Below are 12,741 nucleotides of genomic sequence, written 5' to 3' on the forward strand. Positions count from 1 at the left end.
GGCATGATGAGCGTATATCTGGGGTGCCGGTCGGGTTTGTTGCGTTGAAATGGCCGGACTGGGGGTGAATATCGGGGTTTCTCTGCCCGGTTTCTGTGCGATTACGGAACCCGGGGGATTGGGGTCACGGATTCAGGAGAAAGAATGCCCTGCAATCGGCTCGGGCCTTTTGACGCATCCTGTCGGCGGTATTGCTGAATCTTCCGGGGCGTTGGGTGTATCGATCGGTACGCAATCAAAAACCGACGTGCTGTGCAGCAGGGTTGGTGGTTCGCCATTCCGAATGTGGCGTGTCTTCATTTCCCATCAGGCTGCTCAACCAGGAATATCGCTGGGCGTTGAAATAGCCCCTGCTTCGCGATGGCAGCGGTTCTTAACCGGAGACAGCGGCACCGCTCAGCCCTTTCGGGGACAGATTGAATGATCAGAGTGATCCAGATCCTCCTGAATCGCTCGCAATCGGTTCATTGAAATCGTAGTTTTGGCGATGGATGGACACAGATTTGCAAGGCAGAGGGTGCATCCACCTGTTTTCGTGCAAACTCTTTTGGGCAGTGCGCAGCGGCACCGTGCTCGACGAAGGCGCGGGGACGGACATGTGGCCCAAAGAGCCGCTTGGGCTCGCAGCCCGCAGTTGGGCGGGTGGTCCGCCATGCCCCGCGCTCTCCCGGACAAAGCTGCATCCCCCACTGCAACAAAATGTCGACGAAGACGCGCGGGCTGACGATACGCTCGTTACACTTTCTGGATTTACCGGCCCAACTGCTTGGCAGTGTGTCTCGACCATGCCCTTTGATCCGCCGATGTCCCATCTGATGTGCGCCGCCCGATGGACTGTGCCTGCATGTGTAACGGTTCCGGGCGCTGTGCTCGCGGTCGTGCGTAGCAGGGTGTCTGGTTCATGACTGCAGCGGCGATCCTGTGGATCGATGGCGATGCCGCGCACGCCTTGCAGGTCCGGCAGCTGATCGCCGAGCATCAGCCGGACTGGGCGTTGGTGCATTCGCCGACGCTTGACGCGGGGGCCAGCGCTTTCACATCGCACCCATGGGACGCGGTTGTGCTTTGCCTGGAGCCCGATGTGCAGCATTTGCCGGCCCTGCTGGAACTGTGCGCGGATTCCGTCGTGCTCATGTGCATCACGGCAGCGCAGGAGGCGCTGGCAGCCCGCGCTTTCCGTAGTGGCCTGGGCGACTATGTGGTGCGCCCGCCGGCCGGTGATGTCTCCCACCTGCCTGAGCTGACATGGCGACTGGGGGAGCTGCTGCAAGGGCGCCGGGCCGCGCGCAAGCCGGCTCCTGGGGTTGATACGGTCATTTCCAGCGAGGCACTGGCGCGGCTTCAGGAGCAGCGCGCGGCCTTGCAAGGCACCCTGGAAAGCATGACGCAGGGTATTTTGAAGACGGCTCCCGACGGGCGCATCACCGTCTACAACCAGCGGGTGCTGGAGCTGCTGAACCTGCCTGAATCCGTGATGGCCACGCGCCCGACGCTCGCCGACGTGACGCGCTTGCAGAGAGAGCGCGGTGACTTCGGTCTCGGCGACTCGCACGTGGACCGCCGGGCCCACCACGACGTCGCCCAGGGGACTTCGGGGAGGGTGCCCGAGGTGTACTGGCGAACCACGCGCGACGGCCGAACCTTGGAGGTGCGCACTTGCCAGCTACCCGATGGTGCCCTGGTGCGGACCTTTGCCGACGTGAGCGACTATGTGCGGGTCGAGAGCGATTTGCGCGAGAGTGAAACGCGCTTTCGCTCGCTCAGTGACCTGTCGTCCGACTGGTATTGGGAACACGATGCAGAGGGGCGTTTCGTGCAGATGGCGGGCGATGTCGGCACCAAAGGCATCCCGATTTCGAGCGTGCTAGGCCGCACGCTTTGGGAGATTGGCGCTCTCAACATGACCGAGGTGGACTGGGAAATGCACCGGGCTGCGCTGCAGTCGCACCAGCCTTTCCGTGACCTGGAGCTGCAGCATCAGCGGCCTGACGGTAGCTTGCACTGGATCTCGGTCAGTGGCGTGCCCGTGTTTGACGAGCACGGGGCTCTGCGGGGCTACCGTGGCGTGGGGCGAGATGTGACGGAGCGCAAGCAGGCGGAGCTGCAGATCGAGCACCTGGCCTTTTATGACCCGCTGACCGGCCTGCCCAACCGCCGCTTGCTGGTGGACCGTCTTCAGCACGCCACTGCGGCGGCGCGACGGGCGGGCTCGCAGGGCGCCCTGCTGTTCATCGACTTGGATAACTTCAAGGACCTCAACGACACCTTGGGCCATGACGTGGGCGACCAACTGCTGCAGCAAGTCGCCCGAAGGCTGACCGGCTGTGTGCGCGAGTCCGACACGGTGGCAAGGTTTGGGGGCGACGAGTTTGTGGTGCTGCTCGAGGGCCTGAGCGCGGAGCCGGGGGTCGCCAGTTCAGAGGCCACCCTGGTCGCCTGCCAAATCTCCACCACGTTGGCAAAATCCTTTGAACTGGGCGACGGCGCTTACCACAGCACGCCCAGCATCGGGATCGCGCTGTTTGGGAGCAAGCCTTGCAGCGTTGATGAACTGCTCAAGCAAGCCGACCTTGCGATGTACCAGGCCAAGGCCGCAGGGCGCAACACGCAGCGTTTTTTCGACCCGGACATGCAAGCCGCAGTCAACGCCCGGGCCGTTCTCGAGGCGGAGCTGCGGCGCGGGCTGCACGAAAGAGAGCTGGTTCTGTACTACCAGCCGGTGGTGGATGGCAAGGGAAGGCTTTTGGGCGCGGAGGCACTGGTGCGCTGGAAGCACCCACGCAGGGGTCTGGTGTCGCCCAATGAATTCATCCCGCTGGCGGAGCAGACCGGCTTGATCCTGCAGCTTGGCCAATGGGTCATCGAGGCCGCTTGCGCACAGCTGGTGGCATGGTCGCGAAGCCCGCTAACGCGCCAGTTCGTGCTGTCGGTCAACGTGAGCGTGCGACAGTTTCGCCAGCCGAACTTTGCAGAGCAGGTACTGGGCGCACTGCAAGCCACCGGCGCCAACCCTGAACGGCTCAAACTTGAGCTGACCGAAAGTCTGATGCTGGCAGATGTCGAGGACATCATTGCGCGCATGGAGCGGCTGCGCGTCTTTGGCGTGACCTTTTCGCTCGACGACTTCGGCACGGGCTATTCGTCACTCAGTTACCTCAAGCGATTGCCCCTCGATCAGCTCAAGATCGACCAGGGGTTCATTCGTGACCTGCAGACCGACCCCAACGATGCCGCCATCGTGCGCACCATCCTTGCCCTGGCGGCAAGTCTGGATCTTGCGGTGGTTGCCGAGGGCGTGGAGACCACCGGTCAGCTTGAGTTCCTGCAGCGCCATGGCTGCACGGCGTATCAGGGCCACCTTTTTGGACGGCCCATGCCCGCTGAGTTGCTGGAACGCGCGATGCGTCCGGTGATCCGGTGATGGCCCGCACCTCAGCCGGGCGCATGACGAAACAGGTGGTGGTGGCAGGCGGCGGCATTGGCGGTCTGGCGGCTGCCCTGGGCGCGTCGCGCGCGGGCTGGGGTGTGCGTTTGCTCGAGCGTGCGGCGGCTTTCGGCGAGGTCGGCGCGGGGGTGCAGCTGGGCCCCAACGTGACGCGTTGCCTGCTCGCCTGGGGCCTGCAGCGCCCGTTGCACGACGCGGCGGCTTTTCCTGCGCGACTGCAGGTGCGCAGCGCCCTGAGCGGCGACGCGCTCGCCGCATTGCCGCTGGGCGCGGCGATGGAGGAGCGCTACGGCGCTCCTTATGCCTGCATCCACCGCGCGGACCTGCATGCCCTGCTTCTCGCAGCCGTCGGCAAGGATACCGACACGCAGTGTCACCTTGACCATCCCGTGGAGGGGTTTGCCGACGCGGATGGTGTGGTCACCGTGCGCACCAGCCATGGCCAAGCGATCGAAGCCGACGCGCTGGTGGGTGCCGACGGGTTGTGGAGCCGCACGCGCACGCAGCTGTTGGGTGCGGTGCCGCCCCGCGTGACAGGACACCTGGCGTACCGCGCACTCATTGCTCAAGGAGAATTGCCGCCGGCGCTTCGCACGGCCCAGGTCACCGCCTGGCTTGGGCCCCGCCTGCATGCCATCCAGTACCCGGTTCGACGAGGAGAGTTGATGAACCTGGTCGTCATCGTGCAGGGGCCTGTGCCTGCTGACCTGGACCACTGGGATCACGCCGCCAGTGCCGCAGGATTGGAGCATGCGCTGCAAGGCACCTGCACGGCCTTGCAGGACCTGGTGCGCAGCGCAGCCCATCAGCCGGGGCCTGCGCCGGCTGTCGACTGCCCGTCGGTTGGAGCCCGCGTGCCTGCGGCTTGCGCGGCCGGCTGGCGCCTGTGGCCCGTGTGCGACCGCCCGCCCGTACAGAGCGCCGATGAAATGGCCCGTGGCCTGGTGGCCTTGCTGGGCGATGCGGCGCACCCCATGCGACCGTACCTGGCGCAAGGCGCTGGCATGGCCATCGAGGATGCGATGGAGCTTCAGCATGCGCTGGCCATGCACGACCTTGAAGTGCCTCTGCGCCTGCGGCGCTACGCGGTCAACCGTTGGCAGCGCAATGCGCGCGTGCAGGCCAGGTCCACACGCAACGGGCGTATCTTTCATGCCACCGGGGCAACGCGCTGGGGCCGGGACCTGCTGTTGCGGTCGCTGGGCGAGCGGTTGCTGGATGTGCCCTGGCTCTACCGCGGCGACGGGGCAGGGGCCGGCACGCAGTAGGCATTGACCGCCCGGCGAACTGCTGCCCGTACTCACCCGTTTTTCGCGGGGCCCACGCGCCGTTCGCGTTGGCTCAAAGGCAGCGAAGGCCACTGGATTTCCGCGCGCGCTGTACCTTGCGACCCATGCTGCAATCAAATTTCGGCCGGCGGGACGCTGAAAAACGGGCCACAGTCTGGCATGGCAGGTGCAAAGCGCCAAGAAGTCACCAGAACGGGTGGTGTTTGCTCTGTTCAAGCGCGAGCCGCAGTGCTACAAAGTGTGTACCCGAAACGTTTTGATTCCAAAGCGTGACACCGCCGCCGTGCGTCGGCCGGGGCGTGTGCCGTCACAGGAGGTTTCCATGGATGCCATCAGCAATTTCGCCGCACGCTATGCCCGTTCGCGCGAGGAGGAAATGTCGATCGACGAGTACCTCGCCGAGTGCAAACGCGACCCTTCGGCCTACGCCACCGCCGCCCAGCGCATGCTGGCCGCCATCGGCGAGCCGGAGATGTTGGACACGCGCAACGACCCGCGCCTGTCGCGCCTGTTCGCCAACAAAGTCATCAAGCGCTACCCCGCGTTTACCGAGTTCTACGGCATGGAAGATGCCATCGAGCAGGTGGTGAGCTTTTTCCGCCATGCGGCCCAGGGTCTGGAAGAGCGCAAACAGATTTTGTACTTGCTGGGCCCGGTGGGCGGAGGCAAGAGCTCCATTGCCGAGCGGCTCAAGGCCCTGATGCAGAAGGTTCCCTTCTATTCCCTCAAGGGTTCACCGGTCAATGAGTCGCCCCTGGGGTTGTTTGACCCTGCCGAGGATGGCCCCCTGCTGGAAGAGCAGTTCGGCATACCGCGTCACTACCTGCAGCGCGTGCTATCGCCGTGGGCCGTCAAGCGGCTGGAAGAGTACGGCGGCGATATCCGCCAGTTCCGCGTGGTCAAGCGTTATCCCAGCATCCTCAAGCAGGTGGGTATTGCCAAGACGGAGCCGGGCGACGAGAACAATCAGGACATCTCCAGCCTGGTGGGCAAGGTGGACATCCGCAAGCTCGAGAGCTTTGCGCAGGACGATACCGACGCCTACAGCTACAGCGGCGGGCTGTGCCTGGCCAACCAGGGGCTGCTGGAATTTGTGGAGATGTTCAAGGCGCCCATCAAGGTGCTGCACCCGTTGCTGACGGCCACGCAGGAGGGCAACTACAAGGGGACCGAGGGCTTTGGTGCCATTCCGTTTGACGGTGTGGTGCTGGCGCACAGCAATGAGAGCGAATGGAAAGCCTTTCGCAACAACAAGAACAACGAAGCCTTCCTGGACCGCATCTACATCGTCAAGGTGCCGTACTGCCTGCGCGTCAGCGAGGAAACGCGCATCTACGAAAAGCTCATCCGGGAGTCTTCGCTGGGCAACGCAGTGTGCGCGCCCGGCACGCTCAAGATGATGGCGCAGTTTGCCGTGCTGACGCGACTGAAGGAGCCCGAGAATTCGAGCATCTTCAGCAAATTGCAGGTGTACGACGGCGAGAGCCTCAAAGACACCGATCCGCGGGCCAAGAGCTACCAGGAATACCGTGACTACGCGGGCGTGGACGAGGGGATGTCGGGCGTCTCGACACGGTTTGCCTTCAAGATCTTGTCCAAGGTGTTCAACTTCGACAGCACCGAGGTGGCGGCCAACCCCGTGCATCTGATGTATGTCCTGGAGCAGCAGATCGAGCGCGAGCAGTTCCCTGCGGAGCTGGAGACAAAATACACCGGCTACATCAAGGAATTGCTATCGCCGCGCTACGCGGAGTTCATCGGCAAGGAGATCCAGACCGCCTACCTGGAAAGCTACAGCGAGTATGGCCAGAACATCTTCGACCGGTATGTGACCTATGCGGACTACTGGATCCAGGACAACGAATACCGCGACACCGACACCGGCGAGGTATTCGATCGCAGCGCCCTCAACGCCGAGCTGGAGAAGATTGAAAAGCCCGCGGGCATTGCCAACCCCAAGGACTTTCGCAATGAGATCGTCAACTTCGTTCTGCGCGCACGCGCCAACAATCAGGGCAGAAACCCCAGCTGGACCAGCTACGAGAAGCTGCGTCTGGTGATTGAAAAGAAGATGTTCTCCAACACGGAAGACCTGTTGCCCGTCATCAGCTTCAACGCCAAGGCCAGTGCGGAGGACGCCAAGAAGCACGAGGATTTCGTCACGCGCATGGTGGGCAAGGGCTACACACCCAAGCAGGTACGCCTTTTGTGCGAGTGGTACCTGCGCGTGCGAAAGAGCAGCTAGAGCGCGGTAGCCCGCATATTGCATCAGGTCGCTGCCCTATGTGCTGCAACACTACATGAATACTCACTTTCCTGGCTTCGAGTGCCAAATCCGATTTGGATCGAGCTCTGCACACCCGATTGCGCCGTGCTGCGGCGCGCTGGCTGCGATGTTCCTCCTCGCGGGCACGGGCCCGCAGCGTTGTATCGCCTTGCCAGCGCACCGCATCACAGCCCACTCGGGCGCGTCCCTGGTGAAATATCCGGGCTAGCGCCGCGGCACGGGAGCATGTAGATGGCACTGCAAATCATCGACCGCAGGCTCGCAGGCAGAAACAAATCGGTGGGCAACCGCGAGCGCTTCGTGCGGCGCTACAAGGACCAGATCGCCGATGCGGTGCGCCGCGCCGTCTCGCAGCGCGGTATTCGCGACATTGAGGGTGCCGAGAGCATCACCATCCCCAGGAAGGACATCAGCGAACCCGTGTTTCACCACGGCCAGGGCGGCGTGCGGGACACGGCCCACCCCGGCAACCAAGACCATGTGCGTGGTGACCGCATTCAGCGTCCCCAGGGGGGTCAAGGCAAGGGCTCCCAGGCCAGCGACAGCGGCGAGGGTGAAGACGATTTCACCTTCACCCTCACCAAGGAAGAGTTCATGCAGCTCTTTTTTGAGGACCTGGCGTTGCCCAACCTGCTGCGTACCCATATTGGCGACAACCCGCAGTGGAAGACGCGCCGCGCGGGCTACAGCCAGGACGGTACGCCCAACAACCTGGCCGTAGTGCGCACCATGCGAGGCGCGCTGGGGCGGCGCATGGCCCTCACCACCGCACCGCAGCGCGAGCTAAAGGCCCTGGAGGATGAGCTCGATGCGATGCAGGCGCGCGCTGACGCCAGCGTCGAGGCGCTGGAGGCTCTGCGGGGCAAGATCCTGAAGCTGCGCGAGCGCATTCGCAAGGTGCCTTACCTGGACCCCATCGACCTGCGCTTTCGGGCCCGATCCAAAGTGCCCGTGCCCAACAGCCAGGCGGTGATGTTTTGCGTGATGGATGTCTCCGGTTCGATGGATCAGGCGCGCAAAGACCTGGCCAAGCGGTTCTTCATCCTGCTATACCTGTTTCTGACACGGCACTACGAAAAGATCGACATCGTGTTCATCCGCCACCACACCCAGGCGGCCGAGGTCAGCGAGGAACAGTTCTTCCATTCCACCGAAAGCGGCGGCACGGTGGTCAGCAGCGCGCTCGTCTTGCTCGATGAGGTCATCCGCACGCGTTATGCAGGCGGTGACTGGAACATCTACGTCGCCCAGGCCAGCGATGGCGACAACTTCACCAACGACAGCGGCAATTGCCGCAAGCTTCTGATGGACCGCATCCTGCCGCTGGTGCGCTACTTTGCGTATGTCCAGGTGGCTGAGGAAGAGCAGAACCTGTGGGATGAATACAGCCAGCTGTTGCCGCTTTGCGCCCACTTCGCGATGCGCAAGGTGTCCGATCCCTCCGAGATCTACCCCGTGTTTCGAGAGCTGTTCAGGAAAGAAGGGGTACAGGCATGACGCACCACATGGCTCACTACCCGGTTCTTGAACGTCGATCCAGCGACAACCCGTGGAACGCTGCCGCTGTGGGCGAGCGCCGCCATCGCACCGTGCCTGAGCAGCCCCTGCCTGCCGGGGAACGGCCCGCGCAGCCCTTGCCAGACCCCAGCGACTGGACGTTTGAGCTGATCGAGCGCTACCACGCGGCCATTGCGGCAACCGCCGAACGCTTCGGCCTCGATACCTACCCCAACCAGTTGGAGATCATCACAGCAGAGCAGATGATGGACGCCTATGCCAGCGTGGGCATGCCGGTGAACTACCGCCACTGGAGCTACGGCAAGGAGTTTCTGGCCACCGAGCGGCGCTACCGCCGTGGGCACATGGGCCTGGCCTACGAGATCGTCATCAACGCCAACCCTTGCATCAGCTACCTCATGGAGGAAAACACCACCGCCATGCAGGCGCTGGTGATTGCCCACGCCGCCTATGGGCACAACAGCTTCTTCAAGGGCAACTACCTTTTTCGCATGTGGACCGATGCATCCAGCATCATCGACTACCTGGTGTACGCCAAGGACTACGTGGCCCAGTGCGAGGAGCGCTATGGCATGGCCGAGGTGGAGCGGCTTTTGGACTCGTGCCATGCACTTTCCAACCTGGGGGTGGACCGCTATCGCCGCCCCGCCCGCAAGACCCTGGCGCTGGAGCGCCTGGAGCGCGAGCAGCGCGAAGCCTATGCGCAGCAGCAGGTCAACGAGCTGTGGCGCACCTTGCCCGCGCGCCCAGGAAAGGGCGACCCCGCCCAGGGCCACGACCGCTTTCCGAAAGAGCCGCAGGAGAACATCCTGTACTTCATCGAAAAGCATGCGCCGCTGCTAGAGCCCTGGCAGCGCGAGGTTGTGCGCATCGTGCGCAAGATCGCGCAGTATTTCTACCCCCAGCGCCAAACCCAGGTCATGAACGAGGGCTGGGCCACCTTCTGGCACTACACCTTGCTCAACACCCTGTATGACGATGGCTACCTGAGCGACGGGGTGATGCTGGAGTGGCTGGGCTCGCACACCAACGTCATCTACCAGCCGCCCGTGGGGCACCGCGCTTACAGCGGCATCAACCCCTATGCGCTGGGCTTTGCCATGTACCGCGATATCCAGCGCATCTGCCAGTCTCCTACCGAGGAGGACCGGCGGTGGTTCCCCGACATCGCGGGCACGCCCTGGCTGCCCGCGCTGGACCATGCCATGCGCAACTTCAAGGACGAGAGCTTCATCGGCCAGTACCTCAGCCCGCACCTGATCCGCGAAATGCGGCTGTTCGCCATCCACGACGACTCCTCCCGGTCTGAGCTGGAAGTCAGCGCCATCCACGACGAAGACGGCTACCGGACCCTGCGCCAGACGCTGTCCCAGCAGTACGACCTGGGCACGCGCGAGCCCAACATCCAGGTCTGGAACGTGAACCTGCGTGGCGACCGGACCCTGACCCTGCGCCACACCTCTTACCAGGGGCGCCCGCTGGGGCCAGACACATCCGAGGTGCTCAAGCACGTGGCGCGGCTGTGGGGCTTCGGGGTTCAGATCGAGGCGGTGGATGCCTCGGGCGACAACCCGGTGGTGCTGCACTCGGTGCCGTCGCCCGCCGCCTGAGCGCCCAGCCCGCCTGCGCCGCGAACGAACCCGCCAGATCGATCATCAGGCCGCGACAGGGCTCCGACGTCCTGAGAGTGAATTACTTAAAAATTCATAGCAAACAATCGAGCATCATCAAGCGGCGGTGGTCATTTTGATGCTGAATTTTTCCGCAGTGGCCTGCCCGCCGCGCATCACAGGTCGGTGCGCAGCTTCCAGATCTCCGGGAACAGCACCACGTCGAGCATTTTGCGCAGGTAGCTCACGCCGCCCGTGCCGCCCGTGCCGCGCTTGAAGCCGATCACGCGCTCCACCGTGGTCACATGCCGGAACCGCCACAGTCGAAACGCGTCTTCCAGATCGGTCAGTTCCTCGCCCAGTTGGTACAGGTCCCAGTGTTCCCTGGGGTTGCGGTACACCGTCAGCCAGGCTTGCTCCACGCCTGGGTCTTCCTGGTAGGGCAGGGTCCAGTCACGTTCCAGGTGGCTGGCGGGCACAGGGATGCCGCGGCGCGCCAGCAGGCGCAGGGCTTCGTCATACAGCGATGGGGCTGCGTAGGCCGCCTGCACCAGCGCCAGCAGGTCAGCCCGGTGCTCGTGGGGCTTGAGCATGGCGCGGTTTTTGTTGCCCATCGCAAACTCGATGCAGCGGTACTGGTAGCTCTGAAAGCCGCTGGATTGCCCCAGGTACGGGCGCATGGCGCTGTACTCGGGCGGCGTCATGGTGGCCAGCACGTCCCAGGCGTGCACCAGCTGCTCCATGATCTTGCTCACACGCGCCAGCATCTTGAACGCGGGCGGCAACTCGTCGCGCGCCATGTGACCGATGGCGGCGCGCAGCTCGTGCAGCATCAGCTTCATCCATAGCTCGCTGGTCTGGTGCTGCACGATGAACAGCATCTCATCGTGCGCGGGTGACAGCGTCTTTTGCGCGCTGAGGATGGCGTCAAGCTGCAGGTAGTCGCCGTAGCTCATGCAGCCGCTCAAGTCGAGCTGGGCGCGCTCATCGTGCACGATGGATTCGGGCAAAGCCGTGCCCGGAGTCGCGTGGGAGGAATCGGTTGTTTGGGAAAAGGGGCACATGGGTTTGTCTCCTGCGTTCGCGCCGTTTCACACGGAGCGCTCGATCCATCAGAAACGTTCGGGCTGAGCCTGTCGAAGCCTTGCGCGGCACTTCGACAAGCTCAGTGTGAACGGGTTGAGGTGTTTTTTGATGCCGACAGGCCTCAGGTCACTGTGAGCGTCTGGTTGAACTCGGGCTTCTGCCACTCGCCGCTTTCGAGCACCTGGCGCAGGTGCTCCACCGCGTTCCACACATCTTCAAAGCCGATGTACAGCGGCGTGAAGCCAAAGCGCAGGATGTCTTTGTGCCGGCCGCCGTCGCCTTTGCGGAAGTCGCCAATCACGCCGCGGGCGATGAGCGCCTGCACGATGGCATAGGCGCCGCTGCCCTGGCCGTTCACGCCCGCGCCTTCGTCGCGCGTCAGGCACACCTGCGAGCCGCGCCGGGCATGGTCACGCGGCGTGGCCAGGCCCAGGCCGTGGCCCGCGCAGCGCTCTTGCACCAGTTGGATGAACAGGTCGGTCAGCGCCAGCGACTTGGCGCGCAGCGCGGCCATGCCGCCCAGCGACTGCGCGGCGGTGAACACATCCAGCCCGCACTGCAGGGCCGACAGGCTGATGATGGGCTGCGTGCCGCACAGGTAACGCGTAATGCCGGGTGCGGGCTGGTAGTCGGGCGTGAAGGCAAAGGGTGCGGCATGGCCCCACCAGCCCGACAGGGGCTGCCAGAAACGGCTGGCGTGGCGCGGGTGCACCCACACAAAGGCCGGTGCGCCGGGGCCGCCGTTGAGGTATTTGTAGCCGCAGCCCACGGCGAAATCGGCCGATGGCGATGCGGTCCAGGCTTCGTCATCTGCGCCCGCGCCCTTCAACTCAACCGGCACCGCCCCCGCGCTGTGCGCCAGGTCCCACACGCACAAAATGCCCTGGGCGTGCGCGGCGGCGGTGATGGCGGCCATGTCGTGCATGGCGCCCGTGCGGTAGTTCACGTGCGTGAGCATCAGCACGGCCACATCGTGGGTGAGTGCTGCTGCAAGGTCTTCAGGCTCCACCAGCAGCAGTTCCAGGCCGCGCTCCTTGCACAGGCCTTCGGCCATGTAGAGGTCGGTGGGGAAGTTGCTGCGCTCGCTCACGATGCGCTTGCGGGCGGGGCTGTCGTCACGGGCGATGTTCAGCGCCGCGCTCAGCACCTTGTAGAGGTTGATGGAGGTGCTGTCGGTGAACACCACCTCATCCTGGCCCGCGCCGATCAGCGGGGCCAACTGGTTGCCCAGGCGCTGGGGCAGGTCAAACCAGCCTGCCGTATTCCACGATCGGATCAGATCCGTGCCCCATTCGCGGGTGACCACATCGGCCACACGCGCGGCCGCGGCTTGGGGCAGCACACCCAGCGAGTTGCCGTCCAGGTAGATCACGCCTGCGGGCAGGCTGAAGTGAGCGCGCAGTGGTGCGAGGGGGTCTTGCGCGTCGAGCGCGCGGCAGTCTTGCCGGGAGGCGGTCATGGTGATTTAGGTAGATTGCTACAAAAGTAATAGCTAAAAGTTGTTTA

7 protein-coding genes are annotated in these 12,741 nt (G+C 63.9%); 5 read left to right on the forward strand and 2 right to left on the reverse strand.

The genetic code is table 11. From position 1 onward, the window contains the following. The first annotated feature begins 901 nt into the window (after positions 1-901). The 5 genes from ACK543_RS02800 (at position 902) to ACK543_RS02820 (ending at position 10,149) form a co-directional block, all read left to right on the forward strand. Complete coding sequence (locus tag ACK543_RS02800) at positions 902-3,421, forward strand: putative bifunctional diguanylate cyclase/phosphodiesterase (protein WP_409941338.1); 2,520 nt, start codon at positions 902-904, stop codon at positions 3,419-3,421. A gap of 23 nt (positions 3,422-3,444) precedes the next feature. Continuing rightward, positions 3,445-4,713 carry an FAD-dependent monooxygenase gene (locus ACK543_RS02805; RefSeq protein ID WP_409941377.1) on the forward strand — a complete coding sequence of 423 codons (1,269 nt, stop codon included), beginning with the start codon at positions 3,445-3,447 and terminating at the stop codon, positions 4,711-4,713. Positions 4,714-5,056: 343 nt separating this feature from the next. Continuing rightward, positions 5,057-6,979, forward strand: coding sequence for a PrkA family serine protein kinase (locus ACK543_RS02810; protein WP_409941339.1), 1,923 nt, complete (start codon positions 5,057-5,059; stop codon positions 6,977-6,979). Positions 6,980-7,252: 273 nt separating this feature from the next. Further along, the gene (locus ACK543_RS02815) at positions 7,253-8,518 is read left to right on the forward strand and encodes a YeaH/YhbH family protein (protein ID WP_409941340.1); all 1,266 of its coding nucleotides are present in this window, start codon (positions 7,253-7,255) and stop codon (positions 8,516-8,518) included. Beyond that, the gene (locus ACK543_RS02820) at positions 8,515-10,149 is read left to right on the forward strand and encodes a SpoVR family protein (RefSeq protein ID WP_409941341.1); all 1,635 of its coding nucleotides are present in this window, start codon (positions 8,515-8,517) and stop codon (positions 10,147-10,149) included. Before ACK543_RS02815 ends, ACK543_RS02820 begins: the two co-directional genes overlap by 4 nt. A gap of 176 nt (positions 10,150-10,325) precedes the next feature. Here the strand turns inward: ACK543_RS02820 and kynA are convergent, their stop codons facing one another. Both kynA and kynU read right to left on the reverse strand, forming a co-directional pair. Next, complete coding sequence (gene kynA / locus ACK543_RS02825) at positions 10,326-11,213, reverse strand: tryptophan 2,3-dioxygenase (RefSeq protein WP_409941342.1); 888 nt, start codon at positions 11,211-11,213, stop codon at positions 10,326-10,328. Between the two features lie 143 nt (positions 11,214-11,356). Then, a complete protein-coding gene (kynU, locus tag ACK543_RS02830; protein ID WP_409941343.1) occupies positions 11,357-12,694 on the reverse strand; it encodes a kynureninase in 1,338 nt (445 codons plus the stop codon). Between the last annotated feature and the right edge of the window lie 47 nt (positions 12,695-12,741).

Origin of the sequence: Acidovorax sp. (assembly GCF_046341535.1) — a bacterium.
Taxonomy (GTDB): Bacteria; Pseudomonadota; Gammaproteobacteria; order Burkholderiales; family Burkholderiaceae_C; genus Acidovorax.

What these genes read in the sequence shown, in the direction of transcription:
- ACK543_RS02800 (WP_409941338.1), top strand. Translation starts at nt 902, where the DNA reads ATGACTGCAGCGGCGATCCTGTGGATCGATGGCGATGCCGCGCACGCC.
- ACK543_RS02805 (WP_409941377.1), top strand. Translation starts at nt 3,445, where the DNA reads ATGACGAAACAGGTGGTGGTGGCAGGCGGCGGCATTGGCGGTCTGGCG.
- ACK543_RS02810 (WP_409941339.1), top strand. Translation starts at nt 5,057, where the DNA reads ATGGATGCCATCAGCAATTTCGCCGCACGCTATGCCCGTTCGCGCGAG.
- ACK543_RS02815 (WP_409941340.1), top strand. Translation starts at nt 7,253, where the DNA reads ATGGCACTGCAAATCATCGACCGCAGGCTCGCAGGCAGAAACAAATCG.
- ACK543_RS02820 (WP_409941341.1), top strand. Translation starts at nt 8,515, where the DNA reads ATGACGCACCACATGGCTCACTACCCGGTTCTTGAACGTCGATCCAGC.
- kynA (WP_409941342.1), bottom strand. Translation starts at nt 11,213, where the DNA reads ATGTGCCCCTTTTCCCAAACAACCGATTCCTCCCACGCGACTCCGGGC.
- kynU (WP_409941343.1), bottom strand. Translation starts at nt 12,694, where the DNA reads ATGACCGCCTCCCGGCAAGACTGCCGCGCGCTCGACGCGCAAGACCCC.